Here is a 25,876-nt window from a genome sequence, read left to right as displayed (position 1 = left end):
TCATAGGATAACAATGTCGAACTCAACGCCGATGCCCGCCGCTGAAGCCCGCATCAAATCCCGACGCCGCCTGTCGCCTTTCTGGTTACTGCCCGTTGTCGCCCTGCTGATTGCCGGTTGGTTGCTCTACACCAACCAGCAGGAGCGCGGCGCGACGGTAACCATTGATTTCGTCTCAGCGGACGGCATCGTGCCCGGCCGCACGCCGGTGCGCTATCAAGGGGTGGAAGTCGGCACCGTGCGCAACATAAAACTCAGCGATGATTTGCGTACGATTCAGGTCGTCGCCAGCATTCGTAACGACATGAAGGATGCGCTACGCAGTAGTACCCAGTTCTGGCTGGTGACGCCCAAAGCCTCATTGGCTGGGGTGTCAGGGCTGGATGCACTGGTCGGCGGTAACTATATCGGCATGTTACCCGGTCGTGGCGACCCGGCGACACACTTCACCGCACAAGATAATCAGCCGAAATATCGCGCTAACAGTGGCGAATTATTGGTGCACCTGCATGCTGACGACCTGGGGTCGCTCAATGCCGGTTCGCTAGTCTATTTCCGTAAGATTCCGGTTGGGAAAGTCTACGACTACAGCGTTAATGCCGATCACCGAGGTGTGACGATTGACGTATTGATCGACCGCCGTTTCACCGGGTTGGTGAAAAAGAACAGCCGCTTTTGGAATGTTTCCGGACTAAAAGCCGATGTCAGTTTCAGCGGGGCGACCGTTGAAATGCAAAATCTATCGGCACTGGTTAACGGTGCTATCGCCTTTGACTCGCCCGAACAGAGCGAGCCTGCCTCTGCGGACCAAATTTATGATTTGTATCCGGACCTAGCGCACAGCCAGCGTGGCGTGTCGATAACGTTGGATTTGCCTTCTGGCGATAAACTGCAAGCCGGGCACACTCCCCTGCTGTATCAAGGGTTGGAGGTGGGGACACTGCAACGGCTCACCCTGGAAGCTAACCAGCGCGTCACCGGTGAGTTAATTGTCGACCCGTCTGTGGTGCCGTTGATGCGCGACAATACCCGCATTGAACTGGCCGCACCGCGTTTATCGCTCAGTGATCTCAACCTGCCCAGTCTGCTGGGGGGGACCACGCTGACGCTCATCCCCGGCGAGGGCGAACCGAAACAACACTTCACCGTGGCTGACGCGACACAACAGCAGTTGCAACAGCCCGGTGCGCTTAACGTCGAATTAACAGCCGACCAGAGTTACGGTATCTACAGCGGCCAGCCGATCATGTTGCACGGTGTGCAAATTGGTCGCATTGTTCAACGCACGCTGACCGATAATGGTGTGAATTTTACCGCCGTTATCGACCGCCAATACCGTCACCTGCTGCATAAAGACAGTCAATTTGTCGCCAGTAGCCGGGTCAATGTCAAACTCGGGCTGGACGGCGTACAGATGCTGGGCGCCAGCGCGCAAGAGTGGCTTAACGGTGGTGTCACCGTGTTACCGGGCTCGACTGGTGAGGCACTGTCGCGTTACCCGCTCTACAGCGATCGGGAAAAAGCCGGTGCCGGTATTCAGGGGACAATGCCCCCCACCACGCTGACGTTATTGGCCGACAGCCTGCCGGATATTCAGGATGGCTCCGTCGTGCTGTATCGCAAATTTCAGGTCGGTGAAATTACCCGCATTCGCCCCAAAGCCGACACCTTCGAAATCGATGTTTATATTCGGCCGGAATACCGCAAACTGCTCACCGATAACAGCGTATTCTGGGCCGAGGGCGGCGCGCGCGTGCAATTGAACGGCGCAGGGCTGACGGTGCAGGCCTCTCCGCTCAGCCGGGCGCTGAAAGGGGCGATTAGTTTTGACAATGTGGACGGCGCAGCCGATGTGCAAGGCGGCAAGCGGCCGTTGTACAGCAATGAAACCGCCGCCAGAGCCATTGGCAGCCGAATTACATTGCGCACTTATGATGCCAGCAAGCTCTCCGCCGGTATGCCAATCCGCTATCTCGGCATCGACATTGGCCAACTGGAGTCACTCAAACTGGCGGAGCAGCGCGACGAAGTGCGAGTACAGGCGGTGTTATACCCGGAATACGTCCGCCATTTTGCCCGTGCGGGTACCCGTTTTTCGGTGGTGACACCCGACATTTCCGCCGCTGGGGTCAACCACCTGGAAACGCTGATTCAGCCCTATATCAACGTCGAACCGGGTAATGGTGCCGTTACCCGCAGTTTTGAACTGCAAAAAGCCACGATTTCCGACTCACGCTATCAGGACGGGCTAAATATCAGCGTGGATACCGCGGAAGCCGGATCGCTACAGATTGGTACCCCGGTACTGTTTCGCGGTATTGAGGTCGGCACGGTGACCGGCCTGTCACTCGGCACCTTGTCCGATCGGGTCTCTGTCGCGCTGCGTATCAGTAAACGCCATGCCCATCTGGTACGCGATAACTCGGTATTCTGGCTGGCTTCCGGCTATAACCTGCAATTTGGCCTGACCGGCGGTGTGATCAAGAGCGGAACGTTCCAGCAATTCATTCGCGGTGGTATCGCCTTTGCCACCCCACCCACCACACCGCTGGCACCGACAGCACAGGCCGGTAAACACTTCCTGTTGCATAGCGAAGAACCCAGTGGCTGGCGCGACTGGGGAACCGCCCTGCCGGAACGATAAGCAAAGACGGCGGCTCACCGCATCTGAAGCAGTGAGCCGCCATCCCTTCCCATCACTGGGATATGGTAAGATTCACACTTTGATTGTTGTAACGGAAACGCTGCTGTGGCTAAACCTATTCCTGCTTCCCTCACTCCCGATTTTCTGACCGCTATGCAAGCCATCATGCCTGCGCACCTGAGCATGGATGACTTCATCGATGCCTGCCAGCGGCCATTACGCCGTAGTATTCGCGTCAACACATTGAAAATCAGCGTGCCTGATTTTCTCACGCTGGTTGCCCCTTACGGTTGGGAAATGGAAGCAGTACCCTGGTGTCACGACGGGTTTTGGCTGCTCAACGCGGATGAAGAAGCCATGCGGCTGGGTAATGCGCTCGAACACCTTAGCGGCCTGTTTTACATCCAGGAAGCCAGTTCGATGCTACCGGTCAGTGCGCTGTTCATGGGGCATGACACCCCAGAGCGGGTGTTGGATATGGCAGCCGCCCCCGGTTCTAAAACCACCCAGATTGCCGCCCATCTCAACAATCAGGGATTGATTGTCGCCAACGAATACTCCGCCAGTCGGGTGAAGGTTCTGCACGCCAACCTGCATCGTTGTGGCGTGAGCAATACCACGCTGACACACTTTGACGGCCGGGTCTTCGGCAACGCCTTGCCTGAAACCTTTGACGCCATCCTGCTGGATGCCCCTTGCTCTGGCGAAGGCGTGGTCAGGAAAGATCCTGCTGCCATGAGTCACTGGTCGCTGGAAAGCATCGCTGATATCGCCGCCACTCAACGTGACCTGATACTCAGCGCCTTCCATGCATTGAAGCCGGGCGGCGTGCTGATTTACTCCACCTGTACCCTGAATCATCAGGAAAACCAGCAGGTGTGCCATTGGTTAATGCAACAATTCCCCGGCGCGTGTGAAATCGAGTCGCTAAAAGATCTTTTCCCGCAAGCGCATCAGGCTCTGACGGACGAGGGGTTCCTGCATGTCTTTCCACAAATTTATGACAGCGAAGGTTTTTTTGTGGCGCGCTTGCGTAAAACTGCGAGCGTACCGCCGCTGGCACCGCCGGATTACAAACCGGGCAAGCTGCCATTTACACCACTCAGCAACAAAGACGCTCAGTTGATTAGCCAAAACGCACGACGTTTGGGGTTGCGATGGTCAGAGCAGCAGTTGCAGCTATGGCAGCGTGACGATGAGATCTGGTTGTTTCCCACTGCACTGCAGCTCATGCTGGGTAAAATGCGCTTCTCCCGTATCGGTATCAAACTGGCGGAGCGTTTTGCCAAAGGGTATCGCTGGCAGCATGAAGCCATTGTGGCACTGGGCGACCCGCAGAGCCCGAACGCCTTCGCGCTTACTGCCGAGCAGGCCGTGGACTGGTTCCGGGGAAAAGACATTTATCCTCCCGCCTTCAGCGACCATGACGACATATTATTGACCTGGCAGCAGACCCCGCTGGGGCTCAGCAAACGTGTTGGTCAGCGGCTGAAAAACACCCTGCCTCGTGATTTGGTACGCGATGGTGCCAATCTTGTGCTTGCTATCGATTAATTTTTAATTCCATCGATTAATCTTTGGCCGGGTCGCCGCCTGCGGCGTTCCCGATCAACGTTTTTCATCTACACTCACAATCAAGGCGTAGTAACCTGTTGAGGAATCTATGTTCGCACTGGTGATCTTTGTCTGTTACCTGGGGGGTAACTGCGAGAGTCTGGTCGCGGGAACCTATATCAATGAACCGCAGTGTCTGAGCGCCATGGAGGAGCAACAAATCCGTAATGGCGGCTGCTTTCCAATTGACGATTTTCGCAGCGGGTACTGGAAGCCGGCCCATGAATACCGTGACCGCTAATCCACTAGCGCTTCGTCCCTTGTTCTTGACTCACTCTACACATGATGCAACAGACAGATGTTCAACACACGTCCCCAATAAACGACCTTCCATAACCCAGATCTCATAAAAAAAGGGCAATGCCGTAACGGTAACGACATTGCCCAAACTGATGTAATAAAGACCGACTATTATGGACAGACTTTCCTTTCACTACTCATCAAAACGTCACTCACACATCAAAACTTCACCCACTCATCTTTGTCAGAATGGTGTTTAGCACTACCAGACGACTGATCCGTCTTCGCTGTGTGTTTGCGCCCTGACTGACTCGATTTGCCGGACGACGGTTTACCCAGCAATAGCGCCTGATGATTGGCTGTTGCACCGGGAGTAGAATGGCGCGCGTGCGAGTCGTCACCTAAATGGAACGCCGATACCGCCTGCATCAGCAACTGCGACTGCTCTTCCAACGCATTGGCCGCCGAGGAGGACTCTTCCACCAGCGCGGCGTTTTGCTGTGTGGTGCTATCCAGCTCAGTCACTGCCTGGGCGATTTGGCTAATCCCGCGACTTTGCTCATCAGATGCCGAAGCAATTTCCCCCATAATGTCAAATACATGGGTAATAGAACGGACGATATCCTGCATGGTTTTGCCTGCGTCATCTACCAGCTCTGAACCGGTATTCACCCGCGATACCGACTCCTGAATCAGCCCTTCAATTTCTTTTGCCGCCTGCGAACTGCGCTGCGCCAGATTGCGCACCTCGCTGGCGACGACGGCAAAACCACGCCCTTGTTCGCCCGCTCTTGCCGCCTCAACCGCCGCATTCAGCGCCAGAATGTTGGTCTGGAAAGCAATACTATTGATAACGGAGGTAATTTCGGAAATGCGTTTAGAACTGCTGGAGATATCATTCATGGTTTTCACCACGTTACTGACAATCTCACCGCCTTTAATGGCATTTTGTGAGGCTTCTGAGGCCAGCTGTGAGGCATGATGCGCGTTTTCCGAGTTCTGTTTTACCGTTGAGGTCAACTGTTCCATACTGGCAGCAGTTTCCACAACGGCTGCCGACTGCTGTTCTGTGCGGGACGACAAGTCTGTATTACCGGCCGCGATCTCAGCAGACGCCGATGCCACATTCCCTACCCCTTCGCGAATATCCCGAATCATGGTGCGCAATTTGTCATTCATATTCGCCATGGCAGTGATCAACATGCCTAGCTCATCACGGCGTGAAGAACTGACTGATGATGAAAGATCACCATCGGCGATGCGTTCAGCCACCGACAAACCCTGTCTAAGTGGAGAGACAATCTGCACCGAAATACGCCACGCCATGATGATGCCAAACAGCACTACCGCCAGCCCGGTCACCATCATTTTTAGTTCTGAGGAGTGGGTAGTTTGAGTCGAGTTGATCAGTTGCTGACTAAACAGGGCCGACACGTCTTTATTCAGTTTATCCGCCGATGCCGTCATGGCCTGACTGGCACGGGTTTCATCCTGGAATGCTGCCAGATAGGCACCGGCAGATTGACGATACACCAGAAAATAATCCCAGGCCGTTTTCAGGCTGGCTTGTATCTCTGTTGGTAACTGCCCTGCTCTTTCTTTAATGGTTTTTTCCGCCGTATCAATACTCTTCAAGGTCACTGCCAGCGTGTTATCAGACGGTGCCAGCAACAAATCATGGGCGACATCACGAATATCCGACATGCGCTCACCGAGCTGATACAGTACCACCTGGGTATCAGAAGGGAGCCCGGTTGCCTGCTGCCATTGGCTCTGGAACGTTTCCAGCACTTTTTCACTGTCGTCCTGGCTAATTGCCAATCCTGCAGTATCACGCTTTTTGCTGGTGGCAATAAACGCTTCTCGTGTCGTGCTATAGACTTTCAAATCCTGATCGATACGTTCGACATCATCCAGGGTATTCTTATCCCAGCTCAGATTTTTAGCCTGGGTGAGGATGTCGACCATTTTATTAACCAGCACCCCATTCTTCTCAATAACATTGTAATCGTGCGTGAACTGGAATTGCGTACGCAAGACGCGCGCTTGCGCCAGTGTGGCATTAAGATCATTCGTCACCTGCACCTTAATATTACTATCATCGATGGTTCGAAATCCGACGACGCCGGATATCAATACCACTAGCGACAATAACAGCACCAAGCCAAACCCTAGCGACAGCCGGGTTCCCACTTTAAGATTATCGTATTTTTCACCCAAAATACTCATAGCATCACCTGTTTATGATTATCGTAATCTGATCACCAGCGTATTTATTTCTGCCATCACCAAACTGCAAGCCTATTGATTCCCCTGCAACCCAAGCACAAGGCATAACGCATAGCAACGATGACGGATAAAAACATCGTCACGTAATAATTCAGAGATTCACTACCACCCAGGTTTTATGACTCCGCATCCCAACTTAAAAATTTATCGGCCTGTATAAATAGTAGTTTAATAAAAACACCCAAGAACACTGAATAATTAGACAACTATCACAACTCATCTTTTTCAATTAAAAATCCAATAAATCACTATCATGTGGAATAAATAAATCTTTACCCCAAAAATGAGTATAAACAATAATGTGAAAAATAAAAAAGCGACATGATAATAATCAGCTATAATTCGCCGCTTCATTCCACTGTGATAACCACAGCAATTAATGTAATTATAATGTTAGCATCGTGCTGCTTATTTGATGATGAATTTTTATAGACGTGTAATATTGACGTGATACCGTTACGATGGGTAGGAAACCGCAGGCACACGTTACTGACAGCAACACAATCACCGCCGCCGCGACAGATTCACAAGAATAATGACGAAGAGAGAACACATACGGCGCACCTCAGCACGCCATATGTGTTGATGTTGATTTTAGAGGCTGGGCGTCAACGTTAGCACCACCACCCCACGGGGTGTGACTTCATCGACCCCACACTGGAATTGCGAGCCGCCACCTTCAACCTGCATTTTGCGCCCCGGCAACAGCGCCACATCATAGATATCGTTTTTACCGTCAATATCCAGCAACCAACGTCCATTGCTGATACTGGTAATACCGGTATCCACCAGCCAGGAAGCGGTGCTCCCCTCCACCAGCAACGGTGCATGCAAGCCAGCAGGAATGCATTGCGGGTCGGCTTTCCACTCCCCTGCCTCCTGCAATTTACCGGTCTTCAGTACGTTACGTGGAATCAGGGTAATACCCGCGTCATCATGACGGCTCACCGGCGTATCATGCTGTTGCGGCGACCCTTTACCAGTCGCCAGCCACGCCAGTGACACCCCGGTATCCAGCGCACAGGTAACGACCACATCCCCAGGAAAGAAATCTCGCCGAATCCAAGTGCTGATCGTCCCAGGCGCAATGCCCAGTAAGTCACCCAACTCTTTTTGCGTACTAAAGCCATAGGCATCAAGCATACGACGCAGTACCGCCTTACCACCCGATGATAGAATTTGCTCATAAAGCGCCTTGCCTTTCAGCGGTGATTTATGAGCAAAGACATTCGCATTTGCAAACTCACCAGTTACCAGCCATCCTGCTTCGGCTCCAGTATCTAGCGCACATTTAAGAATAATGTTACCCGGCACGTTCCCTCGCTGAACCCAGTTACTGATTGTATTGGTAGGTATTTCAGTTACCTCGCTCAGTTCCTTCTGAGTCTTTACTCCATAGCTTGACATGATGCGCTCAAGTACGGAGGCCGCAGACACGGCATCACTATTTGTATTCAAAAACACCTCACGAGTATTTACATATACACGTTACGTGTTTTATAGTGTCTACATAGCACATGTAACACCATAGAACACCCTAGCCTGGGGGAGATATTGCTTTATGTCGGACGAGATTTCAATTCTATCGCTCATTTCTGAGGAAAATCCTACGTCAGTGAGTGCTTTTTGTGTCATCGCCACACCGGTAGCCATAGATTATCGAATGCCTCATTTTATGCCTGCCCCGGTAACAGCGACTTTCACTTGCTTGCACAACGCGACGCAAACGGTATTGGCAATGGCTGATCTCTGGCACTATCGACCTGCTATCAGAAATATATACCGTGCCGCAATCAATCTCCCCAGTTCCAGTGATTTTGCAAATGCAAAAACGCCGTTCACTCCTGATTGGAAACCGGACGCATTTTCACTTGTTACAACGTTACAGCCGCTGCCAAATTGGCACTGCCATTTGACCGTTGTGAATGGCACCAATGACTTTACCACGAAATTCGGAAATTCGAACTCTACTAAAGTTCAGTACCCACACCCTCAGTTCGGTAGCCGACCAAACGGCCGTGACGGCCAGCGAGTGTCATCATGAAGCCGCATTATGCCTTTACCGCCAATCACCTGCAGGCTCTGCCGCCCAATTTGCGGGCGCTGCTTGGAAAACATTTTGCTGATTCGCGCTGGGAACAGACGTGCCTGTTTTACCAACGACTTTCGGAACGCTATCGGCGCACGCTGTGTTTTCATGCCGCACTGCACCAACGTTGGTGTGTCTATCTGCTAGATGAGATGGATGAAATGGCAAGAGAAAGGGTTGTCAGTGCGTTAAATGAACTACGCAACGCATTTGGCGGGTCGGACGTTAAGGCAAGAAATGATGTATTGCCACTGGTTACCCGGTTAAACCTGGGCGAACGCCGCACACTGTTTTTTCACGCCGGGCTCACAGCGCGGGAATTCAACCACCCGCTGCGGCGTATCGATGAGCCGGATTGTCAATGGACAGATGCGCTGGTTCGCGCTGCCGGTGAATTACACAGCCTGTTTAGCGATGCCCCCGACATTCTGTCCAGTATCAAACCCGAACATTATTTTCGCTAGCACCCGTTTTTATCGCTGACGGCAGACTTCATCAGAAAACCACCGCCGTTAACTCAACCGCCGCCAGACAGGCCGCCACATTGGCTGGCAGGGCTTGCTGCGGCTTATTATCAGGAGAATGTATGAAAAACAACCAAAAAAGGCACTGCACAGGCTTCATCCCACCGGGTAGTCGCCCGCAGGATAGCTGGCGCACCGACCTTGCTCATCGTTACAGCGAGCATCTGGATAATCTGGCGCAACACGCCTGTCAGGAGCATTTATCCGCGCAGGAGCTGGTAGCGCTCTTGCAACAGGAAGCAGAAAACATTCGACACCAGCTGTGGGAGGCGCACTGATGGCAGACAGTATGGACATCTCTCAGGAGCAGCAAGCGTTACTGCTGGATGCACAAATTGCGCACGCACGCACCGCGCCCGTCATCCCATCGGCATTAGTCTGTGAAGATTGTGAAGCGCCGATTCCCGAGGCTCGTCGGCTGGCGATTCCCGGTGTGGTGTGCTGCGTATCCTGCCAGGAAATTCGTGAGCAGCGGCTACGCCATTACCGGCCGCTGTCCTGATAACAACATCTACGAACTGACAGACCGGAAACGGTACGGCGATTTGTGCCGATCATCCGGCAAATACGCATTGGGTAAACAACACGCGGGCTGGTTATGACGTCTGACAACAGCGAAAAAAGTGCCGATAACGGGGAGCAACGCTGGGCATATGCCTGGAATGCCCCCCGTACGGCTATTCTGCCCGAATCCAGTACGCTGTCTTCAGATACACTGCGACAAGGGCAGGCAGTCTTGTATCAACTGGCGCTGTTACCGCGTTTCCTCGCTGATCACTTTCGGCGACGCTTCGAGTATCTCAAGCAACATCAGGGGCTACAGGCCGCGTTTAACTACCTGTTAGCGGTGGTTCATCGTCGGCTGTGGCCCCGAATCGACGCCGTTAATTCCCGCTATCGGATGAACACTCGCCGTTCTTCGCGCTTCATCAGTGAGGCGGAACAATACCACCAACTGCCAGACATGCCGGATCGGGTGCTGTCTGCATTTGCCAGCCGTATCGCCGGTCACATGAATGATGCCTACAACGCGCGTTGTGATCAGTACTTGCAGGCGTGTAGTGGCAATCATCACATGCCGCTATTCAGTGACGAGATACAAACCCGTCTCTATGGTCAATTGGCGACGCTGGCACAGGCACTGAACGTAACCCCGGCGTACTGGCATCGCCACCAGAGTGGAACGCTCACGCTCGAGCAAGCCTGCGCCGGTATCATGCGGCTGGTGACCCCGCGCTGGTGGGAACGTCAGTTAAAAATCCAGCGTACCCGTTGGCGTGAAGCGTTATGGATTGCCAGCGGCGAAGTCAGCCGGGCGGCATCGCCATTTATCAGCCGTCAGGCCTGGCAGGAGAGTCACTACCGCCGACTGGCGACACTCGATTTCCTAAAAAGTCGTGATCTGGAAAATATCCACAGCGGTGAGCGCGTGGATCTGATCGATAAAGTCATGTCCAGTATCGCTAACCCCAGTATTCGCCGTATGGAACTGATGGCGATGCTGGCAGGCATTGAACGTTATGCCACAGCTCATCAACACATCGGTATGCTGGTCACGCTAACGGCCCCTGGGCATTACCACCCCACTCGTACCCGTAATCACGACCAGGTATTGCCCAACACCGGATGGATGCCGGATTGCCCATCGCCCAAAATGACTCAACATTATCTGGTCAAACTTTGGAGCAAAATTCGTACGGCACTCAAAGACCGCAAATTATCCGTTTACGGTTTGCGGGTCGTCGAACCGCATCATGATGGTACGCCGCACTGGCACCTGATGCTGTATTGCGAGCGCGCGCAGCGTCAGGCGATCGTCGACATCCTGCGGCGTTATGTGCTGCAACAGGAAAATAGCGGCGCAACGCAACGCTTGTTTGACTGCAAACACATTAACAAAGGAGGTGCCACAGCGTATGTCGCCAAATATATTGCCAAAAATATCGATGGCTACGCATTGGACGATGAAACAGACAATGAAACGGGAAAACCGTTGAAGGATATGGCAGTGGCCGCCTCTGCATGGGCATCGCTGTGGCGCATCCCCCAGTTTCATTTTATTGGCCTGCCTACCGTCGGTGCCTATCGGGAATGTCGGCGCATTCGCAGCCGTTCTCTGGCTGGCGCATTGGGCGATCAAGCCGAACGCGTGAGATATGCCGCCGACCACGGCGACTTTGCTGCCTATATTGAAGCGCAAGGGGGAGCCAACGTTGCCCGAAAATGCCAGTCGGTTCGCGTCGCCAGAGCCGCCAGCGAACGACTCAACGCTTATGATGAAACGATCGTGCGTACCGTCGGTATTTTTTCTGTCCAGTGCGGCAGTGAACGCGTCTTCCCCACCCGGCCAGATGAATGGCGAATCGTGGCCAAAAACCGTACTACTCACCACGACGAAACCGACAGGCATCGCCCTGCTCTCCCTTGGAGTTCTGTCAATAACTGTGGGGGGGTGATTTCACCAGCCGCACTCCCGTCGTCATGCCGTGATATTCCTCGTGTTCCTTCAGCACGATTAACCTATTTCCAGCGTGACAAACTGGCGTCGTTAGGCCCCTGGCTCAGACAACAAGGCCTTCACCTTTCACGCTGGGAACGGGAAGCGCTGGTTCGCGGCGCCAGGGTAAGCGTTGACGGGCAACTGATTGATGAAATTAGGAATAAAGCTATATCCGACGTTGATGGAAAGCGCATCATGGACACACAGGTCCTGCACTTATGAGTTGACGAATATTACTGAATAAAGTACTGTATATAAATACAGTCTCACAATGGAAGAGGTACCGTGGAACAGACTGAAAGCAGAGAGCTGACCTTGTCAAGGATTCGATTAATTGCCGATATGTCTTTAATATCACAATGCAATCCTGAAGAAATGAAAATCGCCATGTCGCTAATCGCCGACTTATCTCACGGCGAGCTCCCGCATAGTGATTATCAGCAATTTCTGAAGAGCAGTGGTGATGGGCAACAGCTAAAGGCATGGTTAGAGCAACAATCGTTGTGAGGGATTGCAATGGATAATAACGGCCGACGTGAAACTCCTGGTTATTTAACCGGAGGCACGGGCAAATTAATGGATTTTCTCTGTGGCCAATGCGCCAGACTTATACACAGCAACATCTTTTTTCGTATCCAGACCGTTTGATAATAGCGGCCAATCCGACTAAACCCGGAATATACGTTTTGGCATGAATTGTAATAACTGACTCAGTGCAGACCTGTTCGTTGGTAATATTTTTTCGTTTTATACAGCAAGGCAAAATTAGGGACCTATCCCAACAGGCATGATAATGGAGGAAATAGCCTGGTGGGATAGGTTCTGTCATATCCGCCAAAACACACCCGATCTTCCCTTTCAATAATTCAAATGACAGAACAACGCGCTTATACCCTAAATAATTCGAGTTGCAGGACAACACGCATGCGTGTTGAACAACGCAACGCGTTGGCCCTTTAGGGCAAGGCTCATTAGAGCCTTGTAATGCGGCAAGCAGCGGCCCGAAGGGCGAGGCCCGTTTATGGGCCGAGTAACGCAGCCAACACACCTGCAACTTGAAGTATGACGGGTATATATGTTGTTGTGCTATCAGCACCACACCGCGCCTGCATTGCAGTTGAGGCTGATCCTCGGGAGGATAACGAATCAGAAACGACCCGTTTTATTCGGCCTTATTTTATATGCACTCAAAGGTGTCACATGAAAGTCTACGCTCATCAGGACGACTCGCTGGATGCGCTCTGTTACCGCTATTACGGCCGTACGCAGGGTGTAGTTGAAACCGTCATGCAGTCCAACCCAGGACTGGCAGATCTTGGCCCCATTCTGCCACACGGCACTGCCGTTACCCTGCCCGATATCAGCGTGTCCAGTTCTCAGGAAAGTATCAACATTTGGGAGTAATCAGCCTACGCTGACGATCGCCGCCACACCAGGAACCTTACTATGCAAAAACCGCAAAGCCTCAGACTTGCACTGACTACAGCATTACCGTCATTGAGTAATGTATTACAGTTTCGGATCCAGGAAGGTGAAATTGCTGCGTTGCAGGAGCCCTCACTGTCATTCGAATACCGTTATCAGCTGCTGCTGACGCTGAATAATTTCGCTGATAACCCCGATACACTTTTCGTCACACTGTTACTTTGGGTGCGCCAAAACCAGCCCGATTTACTGACGCGGGAAAGCATTCGCAATAAAGGTATTAGTTTCACCGTTGATAATAATGCCGATAATACCAGCACGCTGTCTATTCGCCTTAACCTGACAGAACGTAATCGCGTCAGCGAACTAAACCAGACAGTGCAGGTCAATTACGAACCGGAACCCACTCCGCCTGAACCAGTTAGTCGGCCCACCGCGCTCTATATCGCTGGGGAATTGATCAGTCAATGGAAAGGCAACTGATCGTTTGAAATAACACTATCCCCATAAAGGCCGTTGTGAAAGCGGCCTATTTTTTACTATTACCTCAATTCTGCCTCAGATACACCCCCCTCTGTCATATAGTGATTCCGGATATTACTCTCTTATTATTTTATTTATCTCCAATTTGTCATCACCATTCTATCGGCGTTTTTTTCGTATTTATTTTCCCTTATCTCTCACGCCAGGTTATTCGCCGATAACACACGACATGTTATTTAGCGTTTACCTCTCGACGAGTGATGCAACTACCGGTGGTATCCGTAGCCACACAACCGCGGACAATTGTCTCATTCACCGGGAAGACGCATGCTTCCCAGCATGAATACATACGAATATCTCTCCGAAATCCAGCGTGCGCTGCGTAACCTGATTCGTATCGGCGTCGTTACTGAAGTTGATACCCAACAGGCGCGCTGTCGCGTGCAGACCGGTGGCATGGTCACCGGATGGCTCCACTGGCTGTCCCGTCGCGCGGGGAGTTCCCGCGAATGGTGGGCGCCGTCGGTGGGTGAACAGGTACTCATACTTGCTATAGGAGGCGAGCTCAATACGGCTTTTGTCGTACCGGGTATTTATAGCGATAACCACCCTGCACCATCGGTTTCTGCGGATGCCTGCCACATCCGTTTTCCCGATGGTGCCGTGATGGAATATGAACCAGCGAACGGCGCACTGACCGTCACCGGCATCAAAACCGCCACTGTCGTTGCGGCAGAATCCGTGTCCGTTACCACAAAAAACGTCACCATCAACGCCAGCGAACGCATCACGCTGGATACTCCGGAAGTCGTCTGTACACATAAGCTGATTACTCAGACCATCGAAGTACAGCAAGGCGGCAGCATCACAGGCAGCGTCACCCATTCAGGGGGCAGTTTCTCCTCCAATGGCGTGGTGGTCCATACCCATCAACACGGCGGCGTACAAAGTGGCGGCGGCACAACAGGAGGACCTTTATGACCAGCACATCGTACACCGGCATGAATCGCAACACCGGCGTCAGCCTGAGCGATCTGGAGCATTTGCGCCAGAGCGTGCGCGATATTCTGACCACCCCACAAGGCAGCCGGGTCATGCGGCGCGATTATGGCTCGCTGCTGTCCACGCTTATCGACCAACCGCAGACACCCGCCCTGAAGCTACAGGTTCAGGCAGCCTGCTATGTCGCGCTGTTGAAGTGGGAACCTCGCTTGACGCTGACGTCCATCTCAATGGAAAGCCACTACGACGGCCAGTTGATTGTGGATATTTCCGGCACGCTGTCCGGCAACGGCACATCCCTTTCGTTAACCATTCCTGTGAGCTGAGATCATGCCCATTATCGATTTAAGTCAGTTACCCGCCCCAAGCGTCGTGGAAACGCTGGATTATGAAACCCTGTTCGCCTCACGTAAGGAAACGCTGTTATCGCTTTACAGTGACGATGAACGTGCCGCCATTGCACGTACCCTGACACTGGAGTCAGAGCCGTTGGTAAAACTGCTGCAGGAAAACGCCTATCGCGAACTCCTGTTACGCCAGCGCATCAACGAAGCCGCTCAGGCTGGGATGCTGGCGTTTTCCCGTGGCAACGACCTGGATCAGCTAGGTGCTAACGTTAACGTCTCGCGACTGGTGATCACCCCAGCCGACGCGACCACCGTTCCCCCGACCGCCGCAGTGATGGAGTCTGATACCGACTTTCGCCTGCGTATCCAGCAGGCTTATGAAGGGTTGAGTGTGGCGGGCTCCATCGGTGCTTACCAGTTTCATGGGCGCAGCGCCAGCGGCCAGGTCGCCGATATTTCGGTTATTAGCCCTGGTCCTGCCGAGGTGCTGGTATCGGTCCTGTCGCGGGAAAATGACGGTACCGCCAGCGACGCGCTCATCGCCACCGTTAACGCCGCACTCAACGCCGAAGATGTCAGGCCGGTGGCAGATCGGGTCACCGTCAAATCGGCGGTGATTGTTCCTTACGACATCAATGCCACGCTGTATTTGTATCCCGGCCCGGAAGCCGAACCGATACGTGCTGCTGCCGAGAAGAAGCTACAGAGTTACGTCACCACCCAGCACCGCTTGGGACGCGACATCCGCCGATCGGCCATTTACGCGGCATTGCATGTGGAAGGCGTTCAGCGGGTAGAGTTAGCCAGCCCGGCAGCGGACATCGTACTGGATGATACCCAGGCGTCGCATTGCACTGGCTATACCTTGATATTGGGGGGCACGGATGAATAAAAGCCCCCTGCTTCCCCCCGGTTCATCCACACTGGAGCATGCGGTCGCGACGACCGGCGCCAGTGTGGAAAACGTGCCGATTCCCCTGCGCCAGATCTGGAATCCCGACACCTGCCCGGTCGAGCTGTTGCCCTATCTGGCCTGGACATGGTCGGTCGACCGCTGGGATGAAAGCTGGTCAGAATCCGTCAAACGAAAAGTCATCAAAGATGCGTTTTTTATCCACCGGCATAAGGGCACTATCGGCGCACTGCGCCGGGTGGTTGAACCGCTGGGATACCTGATTCGCATCAAAGAGTGGTGGCAAACCGGCGACGTTCCCGGCACCTTCCGGCTGGATATCGGCATCCAGGAGTCGGGCATTACCGAGGAGTCCTTTCAGGAACTGGAGCGACTGATTGCCGATGCCAAACCCGTCAGCCGTCAGATGTTGGGGCTGAATATCAATCTGGACACGCAAGGTACCGTCTCGCTGGGCGCCAGCTCTTACAGCGGTGATGAGTTAACCATCTACCCCTACTTCCCGGAAACCATCAGCATTTCGGGTGAAGAATTCACCGGTGGTGCGATTCATCTGATTGACGACCTGAACGTCGGCGGTTAATCCACGCTCCTCACCAAGCCAGCCTGCGCTGGCTTTTTTTATGCCCCCTCCCCGATGTTGTCTGCGCCTTGCGCCAACACCCACCAGATGCGGCCTGGCAGACACTCTCGCATACTACCGTGACGCAATCACAGCCGGGGTTCAGCCGGCTGGTTATCACCAGTCAGCACCCCAGCATCCCCGATGCCGCTACGGCATCCTACCCTGTTAACCGTATGAGTAATCTGCATGAGTACAAAATACTTTGCTTTACTGACGAATATCGGCGCGGCGAAGTTGGCCAACGCCACCGCGTTGGGTAGCCATCTGGCTATCACGCAAATGGCCGTGGGCGATGGCGGCGGCAGCCTGCCAACCCCAACGCCAGCCCAAACCAAGTTGGTCAACGAGAAACGTCGTGCACCGCTCAATGCACTGAGTGTCGATCCCCAAAACACGAACCAAATCATCGCCGAGCAGGTTATTCCTGAAACCGAAGGCGGCTGGTGGATTCGCGAAATCGGCCTGTATGACAGCGACGGCGACCTGATTGCCGTAGCAAACTGCGCCGACACCTATAAACCGCAGTTGCAAGAAGGCTCAGGCCGGGTACAAACCGTCCGCATGATCCTGATTGTGAATAGCGCTGACGCCATCACCCTGAAAATCGACCCGGCGGTAGTTTTGGCAACACGACAGTACGTCGATGATAAAGCGATTGAGGTGAAAGCATACGCCGATAGTCAACTCAACGCGCATGTCACCGCCGCCAACCCTCACCCACAGTACGCCCCACTCAACAGCCCAGCCCTGACCGGCGTGCCAAGTGCCCCGACTGCGGACAAAAGCACAAACTCCACCCAGCTGGCCACCACCGCATTTGTCAAAAACACCGCGTTGCTCAAAGAGCAAAACGGTGCCGATATCGCCGATAAATCGGCTTTTCTCGCAAACCTGGGTTTAAGCGACACGCTGAAAATCGCCGATATCGTCGGCATTCCGCTGCCCTGGCCACAGGCGACACCGCCTGCTGGCTGGCTGAAATGCAACGGTCAGGCTTTCGACAAAAACGCCTTCCCGAAACTGGCACAGGTCTACCCCGGAGGGGTGTTACCGGACCTGCGCGGCGAATTTATTCGTGGCTGGGATGATGGGCGTGGGGTGGATGTTGCCCGTGAATTATTAAGCTGGCAAAAAGGAACTCTGACCGTTTCAGATCCCAACTTAACTTCAGTAAATGTGGGAACACTGATACATGGTAATAACGATAGCGCTAATACATATAAATCTATGGGGTTTGATATCGTAAATAAGGCAGATTATGACATGCTTCGAGCCGCTCTAAATGTAGAATCGTCGGGAGCACAAGATCTGGATTCATATGGCTGGCAATTTGGTTATGGGGCTACCCGCCCCCGCAATATCGCCTTTAGCTATATCGTGAGGGCAGCCTGACGGTTGAGTTTGCCGCACCACTTGCCGTATAGATCCCATCAGTACGCGATTACGCGGTGAGGAAACTCGCCGCGTTTCGGCTAACTGGGTGATATTTACTGGCGCTCTGGTTATAGTAGAGAGGCAGTGAAGTAGATAATAGCGAGTGACACGATGACGCCTGACGAAAAAGCCCTATTCCTAAACGCCATGGACGATGTCAAACCGCTGAAGCCGTCCTCAACCGTCGTTCACCTGAAGTCCTCTCTCCCGAATGTGACGCCTCATCATGTGCAAGAACCCGAGCTGGATAATTTTCTGATTACTGGATTTTTGGATCTGGTTTCGTGTGACACACCATTGGAATTCAAAAGAGAAGGCATCCAGCAAGGGGTGGTGGACAAATTACGTCAGGGAAAATATGCGCTGGATGCCAGCCTGAACTTGTTGCGCCAGCCAATCGAAACCTGTCGACAGAATTTGTTCGCGTTCATGTTACGGGCACAGCAGGAGAATTTACGCAATTTGTTGATCATTCATGGTAAAAGTCACCATGATAAGTCACACGCCAACGTGGTGCGCAACTACCTGTTTCGCTGGTTGCAGCAGTTTGATGCGGTACAGGCATGCTGTATTGCTCAGCCATTTCATGGTGGTACTGGTGCTTGTTATGTGTCGCTGAGAAAATCAGAGCAAGCCCGACAGGATAATCGCGAGAGGCATGCTAAACGTAGCCGGTGACGAATTTGGCTTATCTGATAACAAAAACGCCCGGCTGACCGGGCGTGAATGCATTAATTGTTCAACGCTAAACTAAAATAGCTCAACGCTAATAACTCAATTCTGCGATGGGGGGACGATTATGACCAAATTGCCCCTTAGCGAAGATCATCAGCGATGTCAGTAACGCAGGAATGGCAAGAATAGTGAACATCGCACTTAACCCCCACCCCATACTGACTACCTGTGCACCAGCAAACGCACTCATGATGGCTCCCATGCGCCCAATGCCGTGCATCCAGCCGGAACCGGTGGCTCGGGCCTCAGTCGGATAATAACGCGCAGAAAGCGCATTCATGCCGGTGTTGGCGCCGTTAAGGCAGAAACCGCTGCTGAAAGCCACCACAGCCAGGAGCACGAAATAGGCATGGGTAACGCCAATCATTGCTGTGGCAACACCGCCAGCGGCATAAATGATGCCAAGCGCCAGATGTGGGTTAACCCGGTCCATCAGCCAGCCAGCAAATAACGAACCGAATGTACCGCCTGCCTGATAAAGTGCGGTGATGACGGTCGCTTCGGTCACGCTCATGCCTGCTTCTTTGATAACGGTCGGCAACCAGCTTCCCAGCAGATACACCATGAACAGGCCAAAGAAATAGCCACCCCACAGCATAATACTGCCGAAACGATAAGAGCGTGATAACACCAGTCGCACGGCAAACGCCGGTGGTTTCTCTGCTGTCGGCATGGCAAACAGGCTATCGACCTGGGTCACGCCGGGGGCTATCTTGTCCACAATGTGGTGTATCTGCCGTGAGTCTGCACGCTTGCTAACCAAAAAGCGCACCGACTCGGGTAGCCTTAGCAACAGGAACGGCACCAATAACAACGGCAAAATCCCTCCCAGCAGTAAGACAGAATGCCAGCCCCACTGTGGAATCATCCAGGATGCAGCAAATCCACCGCTGGCGGCACCGAAACTAAAGCCGCAAAAAACCACGGTAATGATGAAGGAGCGTTTTTTCTCCGGAGCAAATTCTGAGACGAGCGTACCCACATTTGGCATCGCCGCGCCCAGACCTAACCCGGTCAAAAAGCGAAAGATGACCATGTGCTGTAGGTTTTCGGAAAACGCTGTCAGCAGCGTCCACAGCCCAAACAGAAATACACTGACGATAATGATAGTTTTACGCCCACGCCAGTCCGCTAAAGGGCCAGACACCATGGCGCCTACCGCCAGGCCAATCAAAGCAGCGCTGATAACCACGGCTAACTCTGCATTGCCAATTCCCCACGCCGTTTTCAGCGAAGGAGCAATAAACCCCATGATGGCGATGTCCATACCGTCAAGCGCAATGATGCAAAAACACAGGAGAACGATCAGTTTCTGGTAAGCGCCAAGCGGGCGCTGGTTAATCAGCTGGCGTACGTCAATCGCGGTGGAACCTGTCACGCTTTTTCTCCAACAATACCGCAAATGTTCACAATGGCTTACACTGTAAACAATTATTTCCGATAGGGAAATACGATGCTGAGAAAATTTTGTGTAACAATGAAAAAGCAGCGCTTCCTTAGAAGAAACGCTGCCCGGTAAGTTGCTGGATTTTACTGGAGTGGCTGGGGAAGATGAATAATCCACAGTTGGCTGGTTGCCTCATCTTTAGGCAGTGGCTCCAGCTCCAGTTGGGTATTGACCTGCTGGCCATTTAACGACAGTTTGCCATCAGACCCCACCTGATATTTACCAATTTTCTTTACACCGTTGGCAGGATTGACCAGCACAGACTGTAAACCGAAATCGTTGTCATTGGTTACCGCCAGCGTGCTGGTATCAATCAGCGCTAGCCCTTCTGCTTTTTCCGGCTTCCAGCCTAGCTGGCGTAAATCGACCAATTTCTGCTTTTTCGCCAGTACAATACCGCGTGTTTTCAGTGTTTCGGCATCGTTCCACTCTGGGGGCTGTGTCGAATCCAACGAGGTCAAGTCGCTGGCCCCATCCAGATCAACACGATAAATAAGGTTGTGCATGACCTGGTCTTTATCCGCCCCTTGTTCAATCACCAACACTTCATGATCGTTCAGCGCGACCATGTCACCAATTTTGGCATCTCCAGTCTTCTTCCATTTTTCGGCATCCAGCGGATAACCATACATCGCTGTTTTACCTGTTGCAGGATCAAAACTGACCAGGCGGGTGAACAGTGCTTTATTTTGCGTTTTCCCATCGATATTCAGTGTACTTTGTACCGCCGCAAGAATGCGTCCATCAGGCATTCGGGTGATACCTTCAAAGCCCCGGTTAGGTTGCCGCCATTTAAGAATGTTCGGGAGACCACTGGCGATACCCTGTTCGCCATTTAATGGGGTTGGACCCACTTTTTTCAGGATCTTACCCTGTGTATCAGTCTGGATAAGAAATGGGCCGTATTCATCTGAGATCCAAAATCCTCCCAGACCATCGGGTGTAATCCCTTCAGTATCTAATCCCTGACGGTCGTTTGGCAGCGTTTGCAACACATCACTGAGTGCCACTTCATTGGTTGTACCTATCAACGTGCCTGGTAATGGCAAACCGCTGACAGAACCCGATTCATCATGCAATGGATGTAACGCCGTGGCTTGTGCACTTTTAGTATCCACAGTAATCGTCATAATTGCAGGGGTAAAATCAGGAGCGGCAAATATTTTCGCCTCTTTACCCTGATATTCCGGTGCATCTGCATTTGGCCCACGATCAGTGACGGTAACAAATATCAGCTTGTCCCCCTCACGCCTGATAAATGACAACCCGGAACCGACACCCATTGGAAAACCATTCGGAAAACGCGCTTGCCATTTGCCGTGATAACCCACCCGATCATTATCAGGAAAGGTAATCTGGTATTGGTCGGTTTGAATGTCGGCAGCGTAGACTGCATGGGTTAACAGCATCATAGGGAGAAGAGGTAAGCCAAAGCGCATAGTTGAATCCCGTGATAGAGAAGTGGCGAGATTACACTAAGACGGCAATACGACGCTTGTATGACAATCCCCATAGCCGATTACTTTAGAAAACGCGGCGAGTTTCCTCACCGCGTAATCGCGTATTGATGGGGTCTATACGGCAAGTGGGGAAATCAACTCAACCGTCAGGCCGCCCTCACAATATAGCTAAAGGCGATATTGCGGGGGCGAGAACCGCCAGAAATAAAGTAGGGATTATTGTTTAATGGGCGATTAGCATTCGTATCGACACTTCTCTGATTGCTATTTCCTGTATAAGCGTATCCATTTATGGCATAAGAATAACCTTTCAATGCTGGTCCATAATCAGCATCTACGATCGTATCGGTTTGCATTGATTGATTAAACTCAGCAATTGTCGCTGTGTTAGCGGTGGATCCTTCAACTACTAACAATTGTGCTACATCAGGGCCGATGTTAGCAGTAATAAGGGTCGGTGCCTGTCTTGATAACAGCCCTCTCCCCGCATCCACCCCACGCCCATCATCCCAGCCACGAATAAATTCACCACGCAGGTCCGGTAGCACACCGCCAGGGTAGACCTGTGCCAGTTTCGGGAAGGCGTTTTTGTCGAAAGCCTGACCGTTGCATTTCAGCCAGCCAGCAGGCGGCGTCGCCTGTGGCCAGGGCAGTGGGATGCCGACGATATCGGCGATTTTCAGCGTGTCGCTTAAACCCAGGTTTGCGAGAAAGCACGGAGATAAATACAATCAGCCTTTTCAGGAGGTTACGTTATGCTTATCGGTTATGCCCGGGTATCGACCAGCGATCAAAACACCGAATTACAGAAAAATGCACTGAATAGTGCAAATTGTGAGCTGATTTTCGAAGATCAGGCCAGCGGCAAAAACGCCAGGCGACCGGGACTTAAACGCGCATTGCGTAAACTCAAGCGTGGTGACACGCTGATTGTCTGGAAACTGGACCGACTGGGCCGCAGTGTGCGTGATTTGATTACCATGGTGTCTGACCTGCAAAGTCGTGGTATTCATTTTCGCAGCCTGACAGATGCCATTGATACTTCCACGCCTGCTGGCCGCTTCTTTTTCCATGTCATGAGTGCACTGGCAGAGATGGAACGCGAGTTGATAATCGAACGTACCCGGGCGGGATTAGCGGCGGCCAAAGCCGCCGGTCGCATCGGTGGGCGGCGTCGCATTATGACACCCGATGCGATTGATCATGCCAAAACATTGTTAAGTAATGGTGCAACACGCTGGCAAATCGCCAATATCATTGGGGTGTCGGCCAAAACCATTTATAAATATTTTCCTGCCACGAAAGAATCCATTCATCAGAAAATAATTTCAATATAAAAAATATTCATTCTTATAATTTACATTATAAGAATGAAGTCACTACATGTCTTGCCACCCACCCCAAAACAGGCATTCAATGCATGCGTTGTGTTTTCAAAAAATAATAAAAGCGCGATATCACTCGCGCTAACAACATCATTCATATTGAGAGAAAACACATGGAAAAAAGTAACTCCCCTTGTTCACTGGACCTGATCTTGGGTAAAGAGAATCTGTACAAAAACAGCCCGATTAATATCGGCAGTATTACCATTGGATGTGCCAAGTGCCAGGATAGCCAGCAAGATACCCCAGCAACGCAACCTACCACGACCGACGGGTTGAAAGACCTGGTCGGTATCCCGCAAGCCTGGCCGCTGGCAGATGCGCCGGAAGGCTGGCTGAAATGTAACGGTCAGGCGTTTGATAAAACCAAATACCCACAACTGGCGAAATTGTACCCTGCTGGCACGTTACCGGATCTGCGCGGCGAATTTATTCGTGGCTGGGATGACGGGCGTGGTGTCGATACCAATCGCCAGATCCTAAGCGCACAGTCAGGAATGCTTGAATCGCATAACCATATGATGCCCGTTTCTGATCCCAGTAAGTGGAATGGCGCGGTGTATGGATACGCAAATGATCAGCCTAGCGCCAATATTGAGGATTTCAGTCAATCCGGTGTTTCAACATCACGCGAGTTAACCTCGTTGACAGGTGGAAATGAAACCCGCCCACGCAATATCGCCTTCAGCTATATCGTCAAGGCAGGTTAATCATGACAACACAAAACGAAAATACGACGCAGCTGAATGAACAAGGGCTGAGTGTCAGTAATGGGTATATTCAGGTTTACCATATTGACCCGCAAACACGGGAATATATCGGTAGTACCCGGGAATACCTGATGGAAGGTGTTGGCATTCCGGCACACAGTTTTACGGATACGCCACCGGATGAACAAGCTGGTCACACGACCGTGCGCAGTCAGGACGGGTTAACCTGGGAAAGCATTGTCAATTATCGCGGGCAGACCGCCTACGATAAACAGACACGTCAACCCACCCAGATAAGCCAACTCGGCGACCTGCCCGATACCCTGACGCTCTTGCCACCGACAACCGACTATGATGTCTGGCAAGGTGACAACTGGGTAACGGATGAAAAGGCAAAACAGGCCGCTCAGCTGACTGCCGCTCAACAGCAGCAGGCGAGTTACCTGGCACAAGCGGAAAAACGCCTGACCGTACTGCAGTACGCGGTTGAGCTGAACATGGCGAGCGAACAGGAAGTTCAGGCATTGAAGGACTGGAAAACCTATCTGGTCTTGTTAAACCGGGTGGTTCTGTCTGCCGCGCCCGCGATTGACTGGCCAACCATGCCAGCCTGATTCAGCGTTCACACTGACGCCCTTTGCTGAGGTGTGTCCCTGCCAAAGATGCCGTTGTCACTCCAACGGCATCTTTTTTATTTTCACTCAACCACCTGTTTTTAATAATAATTTAAACACCTCACTTATTCCCCTGTTGTGCCATCCGATACCAAACCCCATTCGGATGCCTTCTTTTTTCCAGCAAGGCACTATTACTCGCACCCCACAACAGGAGACATTCTTGATGAGTGATTTTCATCACGGTACGCAGGTCGTCGAAATCAACGACGGTACCCGCGTCATTTCAACTGTATCAACCGCGATCGTCGGTATGGTCTGTACTGGACCGGATGCTGACGCCGCCACTTTCCCACTGAATACACCGGTGCTGATTACCGATGTACTGACCGCCGCAGGCAAAGCCGGTAAAACCGGTACCCTGGCTGCTGCGTTGCAGGCCATCGGTGACCAGACCAAACCGGTTACGGTAGTCGTTCGCGTAGCTGAAGGCGCCAACGAGGCTGAAACGGTATCCAACATCATCGGCGGCGCCGATGCCAACGGTAAATACACCGGCATGAAAGCCCTGCTGGACGCTCAGGCCGTGACTGGCGTGAAACCGCGTATCCTCGGCGTGCCGGGGCTGGATTCCCAGCCTGTCGCTACCGCGCTGGCGGCTATCTGCCAGTCACTGCGCGCCTTCGGTTACGTGAGCGCTTATGGCTGCAAAACCCTGTCTGACGCCATCAAATACCGCGGCAACTTTAGCCAGCGCGAACTGATGGTGATTTGGCCGGACTTCGTTGCCTGGGACACCACGGCTAACGCCAGTGCAACAGCTTACGCCACCGCACGTGCACTGGGCCTGCGTGCCAAAATCGACCAGGAAACTGGCTGGCATAAAACCCTGTCTAACGTCGGCGTTAACGGCGTTACCGGCATCTCCGCCAGCGTGTACTGGGACCTGCAGACCATCGGTAGCGATGCCGATCTGTTGAACCAGGCTGGCGTCACCACGCTGGTACGCAAGGACGGTTTCCGCTTCTGGGGTAACCGCACCTGCTCCGACGATCCGCTTTTCCTGTTTGAAAACTACACCCGCACGGCGCAGGTACTGGCCGACACCATGGCCGAAGCGCACATGTGGGCGGTCGACAAACCGGTAACTGCCACCCTGATCCGCGACATCATCGAAGGTATCAAGGCTAAATTCCGCGAGCTGAAATCCAATGGCTACATTATCGACGCCGATTGCTGGTTCGATGAAAGCGCCAACGACAAGGAAACGCTGAAGGCAGGCAAGCTGTACATCGACTACGAGTACACCCCGGTGCCGCCACTGGAAAACCTCACGCTGCGTCAGCGTATCACCGACAAGTATCTGGTGAACCTGGCCGCATCTGTTAACAGCTAA

Annotated in this window: 25 protein-coding genes and 1 pseudogene; 21 read left to right on the top strand and 5 right to left on the bottom strand. The window is 52.6% G+C overall.

The features are described from left to right. The first annotated feature begins 13 nt into the window (after nt 1-13). From DD586_RS08975 to DD586_RS08965, 3 genes are all read left to right on the top strand, one after another. Entirely contained in the window at nt 14-2,644 is a 2,631-nt protein-coding gene (locus DD586_RS08975; protein WP_012884491.1) for a PqiB family protein, read from the top strand. Between the two features lie 105 nt (nt 2,645-2,749). Further along, a complete protein-coding gene (gene rsmF, locus DD586_RS08970; protein WP_012884490.1) occupies nt 2,750-4,198 on the top strand; it encodes a 16S rRNA (cytosine(1407)-C(5))-methyltransferase RsmF in 1,449 nt (482 codons plus the stop codon). Between the two features lie 109 nt (nt 4,199-4,307). Continuing rightward, the gene (locus DD586_RS08965; RefSeq protein ID WP_012769560.1) at nt 4,308-4,499 is read left to right on the top strand and encodes a YdfD/YebW family protein; all 192 of its coding nucleotides are present in this window, start codon (nt 4,308-4,310) and stop codon (nt 4,497-4,499) included. Between the two features lie 218 nt (nt 4,500-4,717). Here DD586_RS08965 and DD586_RS08960 read toward each other — a convergent pair whose 3' ends face one another. Then, a complete protein-coding gene (locus tag DD586_RS08960) occupies nt 4,718-6,727 on the bottom strand; it encodes a methyl-accepting chemotaxis protein (protein WP_012884489.1) in 2,010 nt (669 codons plus the stop codon). A gap of 654 nt (nt 6,728-7,381) precedes the next feature. Then, nucleotides 7,382-8,224 carry a phage repressor protein CI gene (locus DD586_RS08955; RefSeq protein WP_019845996.1) on the bottom strand — a complete coding sequence of 281 codons (843 nt, stop codon included), beginning with the start codon at nt 8,222-8,224 and terminating at the stop codon, nt 7,382-7,384. A gap of 124 nt (nt 8,225-8,348) precedes the next feature. Between DD586_RS08955 and DD586_RS21985 the strand changes: the two genes are divergently transcribed. From DD586_RS21985 to smrA, 14 genes are all read left to right on the top strand, one after another. Beyond that, nucleotides 8,349-8,831 carry a hypothetical protein gene (locus DD586_RS21985; RefSeq protein ID WP_012884487.1) on the top strand — a complete coding sequence of 161 codons (483 nt, stop codon included), beginning with the start codon at nt 8,349-8,351 and terminating at the stop codon, nt 8,829-8,831. Beyond that, nucleotides 8,828-9,340 carry a hypothetical protein gene (locus tag DD586_RS08950; RefSeq protein ID WP_012884486.1) on the top strand — a complete coding sequence of 171 codons (513 nt, stop codon included), beginning with the start codon at nt 8,828-8,830 and terminating at the stop codon, nt 9,338-9,340. The genes DD586_RS21985 and DD586_RS08950 overlap by 4 nt, the downstream gene beginning before the upstream one ends. Nucleotides 9,341-9,462: 122 nt before the next feature. Further along, nucleotides 9,463-9,678 carry a DUF2732 family protein gene (locus DD586_RS08945; RefSeq protein ID WP_012884485.1) on the top strand — a complete coding sequence of 72 codons (216 nt, stop codon included), beginning with the start codon at nt 9,463-9,465 and terminating at the stop codon, nt 9,676-9,678. Beyond that, nucleotides 9,678-9,902 carry a TraR/DksA family transcriptional regulator gene (locus tag DD586_RS08940; protein WP_012884484.1) on the top strand — a complete coding sequence of 75 codons (225 nt, stop codon included), beginning with the start codon at nt 9,678-9,680 and terminating at the stop codon, nt 9,900-9,902. Before DD586_RS08945 ends, DD586_RS08940 begins: the two co-directional genes overlap by 1 nt. A gap of 96 nt (nt 9,903-9,998) precedes the next feature. Continuing rightward, on the top strand, nt 9,999-12,122 hold the full coding sequence (locus DD586_RS08935; protein ID WP_012884483.1) for a replication endonuclease: 2,124 nt from the start codon (nt 9,999-10,001) through the stop codon (nt 12,120-12,122). Between the two features lie 63 nt (nt 12,123-12,185). Further along, entirely contained in the window at nt 12,186-12,407 is a 222-nt protein-coding gene (locus tag DD586_RS08930) for a hypothetical protein (protein ID WP_012884482.1), read from the top strand. Between the two features lie 693 nt (nt 12,408-13,100). After that, complete coding sequence (locus DD586_RS08925) at nt 13,101-13,304, top strand: tail protein X (RefSeq protein ID WP_012884479.1); 204 nt, start codon at nt 13,101-13,103, stop codon at nt 13,302-13,304. Nucleotides 13,305-13,346: 42 nt separating this feature from the next. Next, the gene (locus DD586_RS08920) at nt 13,347-13,808 is read left to right on the top strand and encodes a phage tail protein (protein ID WP_012884478.1); all 462 of its coding nucleotides are present in this window, start codon (nt 13,347-13,349) and stop codon (nt 13,806-13,808) included. Between the two features lie 339 nt (nt 13,809-14,147). Next, nucleotides 14,148-14,789 carry a phage baseplate assembly protein V gene (locus DD586_RS08915; protein ID WP_023639486.1) on the top strand — a complete coding sequence of 214 codons (642 nt, stop codon included), beginning with the start codon at nt 14,148-14,150 and terminating at the stop codon, nt 14,787-14,789. Continuing rightward, nucleotides 14,786-15,136 carry a GPW/gp25 family protein gene (locus tag DD586_RS08910; RefSeq protein ID WP_012884476.1) on the top strand — a complete coding sequence of 117 codons (351 nt, stop codon included), beginning with the start codon at nt 14,786-14,788 and terminating at the stop codon, nt 15,134-15,136. Before DD586_RS08915 ends, DD586_RS08910 begins: the two co-directional genes overlap by 4 nt. 4 nt (nt 15,137-15,140) lie before the next feature. Continuing rightward, the gene (locus tag DD586_RS08905) at nt 15,141-16,049 is read left to right on the top strand and encodes a baseplate assembly protein (protein WP_012884475.1); all 909 of its coding nucleotides are present in this window, start codon (nt 15,141-15,143) and stop codon (nt 16,047-16,049) included. Then, entirely contained in the window at nt 16,042-16,653 is a 612-nt protein-coding gene (locus DD586_RS08900; protein ID WP_012884474.1) for a phage tail protein I, read from the top strand. The genes DD586_RS08905 and DD586_RS08900 overlap by 8 nt, the downstream gene beginning before the upstream one ends. A 228-nt stretch (nt 16,654-16,881) precedes the next feature. Then, complete coding sequence (locus DD586_RS08895; RefSeq protein WP_012884473.1) at nt 16,882-18,087, top strand: phage tail-collar fiber domain-containing protein; 1,206 nt, start codon at nt 16,882-16,884, stop codon at nt 18,085-18,087. Nucleotides 18,088-18,240: 153 nt separating this feature from the next. Beyond that, nucleotides 18,241-18,807 carry a DNA endonuclease SmrA gene (gene smrA, locus DD586_RS08890; protein WP_012884472.1) on the top strand — a complete coding sequence of 189 codons (567 nt, stop codon included), beginning with the start codon at nt 18,241-18,243 and terminating at the stop codon, nt 18,805-18,807. Between the two features lie 88 nt (nt 18,808-18,895). Here the strand turns inward: smrA and DD586_RS08885 are convergent, their stop codons facing one another. From DD586_RS08885 to DD586_RS22245, 3 genes and pseudogenes are all read right to left on the bottom strand, one after another. Continuing rightward, entirely contained in the window at nt 18,896-20,242 is a 1,347-nt protein-coding gene (locus tag DD586_RS08885; RefSeq protein ID WP_012884471.1) for an MFS transporter, read from the bottom strand. A 152-nt stretch (nt 20,243-20,394) separates the two neighbouring features. Beyond that, nucleotides 20,395-21,750 carry an esterase-like activity of phytase family protein gene (locus DD586_RS08880; protein WP_012884470.1) on the bottom strand — a complete coding sequence of 452 codons (1,356 nt, stop codon included), beginning with the start codon at nt 21,748-21,750 and terminating at the stop codon, nt 20,395-20,397. Between the two features lie 167 nt (nt 21,751-21,917). Continuing rightward, nucleotides 21,918-22,472 (bottom strand): annotated as a pseudogene (locus tag DD586_RS22245) (phage tail protein); the annotation flags it as partial. Nucleotides 22,473-22,526: 54 nt separating this feature from the next. Here DD586_RS22245 and DD586_RS08870 point away from each other — a divergent pair. From DD586_RS08870 to DD586_RS08855, 4 genes are all read left to right on the top strand, one after another. Then, nucleotides 22,527-23,108 (top strand): recombinase family protein, encoded by a 582-nt coding sequence (locus DD586_RS08870; RefSeq protein WP_012884468.1) that lies wholly within the window; start codon nt 22,527-22,529, stop codon nt 23,106-23,108. Nucleotides 23,109-23,269: 161 nt separating this feature from the next. Beyond that, nucleotides 23,270-23,866 (top strand): phage tail protein, encoded by a 597-nt coding sequence (locus tag DD586_RS08865; RefSeq protein WP_012884467.1) that lies wholly within the window; start codon nt 23,270-23,272, stop codon nt 23,864-23,866. 2 nt (nt 23,867-23,868) lie between these two features. Further along, a complete protein-coding gene (locus tag DD586_RS08860; RefSeq protein WP_012884466.1) occupies nt 23,869-24,480 on the top strand; it encodes a tail fiber assembly protein in 612 nt (203 codons plus the stop codon). Between the two features lie 226 nt (nt 24,481-24,706). Further along, a complete protein-coding gene (locus DD586_RS08855) occupies nt 24,707-25,876 on the top strand; it encodes a phage tail sheath protein (RefSeq protein WP_012884465.1) in 1,170 nt (389 codons plus the stop codon).

It is taken from the genome of Dickeya parazeae Ech586 (genome assembly GCF_000025065.1).
GTDB lineage: Bacteria > Pseudomonadota > Gammaproteobacteria > Enterobacterales > Enterobacteriaceae > Dickeya > Dickeya zeae.
Note: the sequence above shows the minus strand (reverse complement) of the source record. Positions and strands in the feature narration are given on the sequence as shown.

Bases quoted from the DNA above. Each gene is read 5' to 3' on its own strand.
- DD586_RS08975 (WP_012884491.1), top strand. From the start codon at position 14: ATGTCGAACTCAACGCCGATGCCCGCCGCTGAAGCCCGCATCAAATCC.
- DD586_RS08965 (WP_012769560.1), top strand. From the start codon at position 4,308: ATGTTCGCACTGGTGATCTTTGTCTGTTACCTGGGGGGTAACTGCGAG.
- DD586_RS08960 (WP_012884489.1), bottom strand. From the start codon at position 6,727: ATGAGTATTTTGGGTGAAAAATACGATAATCTTAAAGTGGGAACCCGG.
- DD586_RS21985 (WP_012884487.1), top strand. From the start codon at position 8,349: ATGTCGGACGAGATTTCAATTCTATCGCTCATTTCTGAGGAAAATCCT.
- DD586_RS08950 (WP_012884486.1), top strand. From the start codon at position 8,828: ATGAAGCCGCATTATGCCTTTACCGCCAATCACCTGCAGGCTCTGCCG.
- DD586_RS08945 (WP_012884485.1), top strand. From the start codon at position 9,463: ATGAAAAACAACCAAAAAAGGCACTGCACAGGCTTCATCCCACCGGGT.
- DD586_RS08940 (WP_012884484.1), top strand. From the start codon at position 9,678: ATGGCAGACAGTATGGACATCTCTCAGGAGCAGCAAGCGTTACTGCTG.
- DD586_RS08935 (WP_012884483.1), top strand. From the start codon at position 9,999: ATGACGTCTGACAACAGCGAAAAAAGTGCCGATAACGGGGAGCAACGC.
- DD586_RS08925 (WP_012884479.1), top strand. From the start codon at position 13,101: ATGAAAGTCTACGCTCATCAGGACGACTCGCTGGATGCGCTCTGTTAC.
- DD586_RS08920 (WP_012884478.1), top strand. From the start codon at position 13,347: ATGCAAAAACCGCAAAGCCTCAGACTTGCACTGACTACAGCATTACCG.
- DD586_RS08915 (WP_023639486.1), top strand. From the start codon at position 14,148: ATGAATACATACGAATATCTCTCCGAAATCCAGCGTGCGCTGCGTAAC.
- DD586_RS08910 (WP_012884476.1), top strand. From the start codon at position 14,786: ATGACCAGCACATCGTACACCGGCATGAATCGCAACACCGGCGTCAGC.
- DD586_RS08905 (WP_012884475.1), top strand. From the start codon at position 15,141: ATGCCCATTATCGATTTAAGTCAGTTACCCGCCCCAAGCGTCGTGGAA.
- DD586_RS08900 (WP_012884474.1), top strand. From the start codon at position 16,042: ATGAATAAAAGCCCCCTGCTTCCCCCCGGTTCATCCACACTGGAGCAT.
- DD586_RS08895 (WP_012884473.1), top strand. From the start codon at position 16,882: ATGAGTACAAAATACTTTGCTTTACTGACGAATATCGGCGCGGCGAAG.
- smrA (WP_012884472.1), top strand. From the start codon at position 18,241: ATGACGCCTGACGAAAAAGCCCTATTCCTAAACGCCATGGACGATGTC.
- DD586_RS08880 (WP_012884470.1), bottom strand. From the start codon at position 21,750: ATGCGCTTTGGCTTACCTCTTCTCCCTATGATGCTGTTAACCCATGCA.
- DD586_RS08870 (WP_012884468.1), top strand. From the start codon at position 22,527: ATGCTTATCGGTTATGCCCGGGTATCGACCAGCGATCAAAACACCGAA.
- DD586_RS08865 (WP_012884467.1), top strand. From the start codon at position 23,270: ATGGAAAAAAGTAACTCCCCTTGTTCACTGGACCTGATCTTGGGTAAA.
- DD586_RS08860 (WP_012884466.1), top strand. From the start codon at position 23,869: ATGACAACACAAAACGAAAATACGACGCAGCTGAATGAACAAGGGCTG.
- DD586_RS08855 (WP_012884465.1), top strand. From the start codon at position 24,707: ATGAGTGATTTTCATCACGGTACGCAGGTCGTCGAAATCAACGACGGT.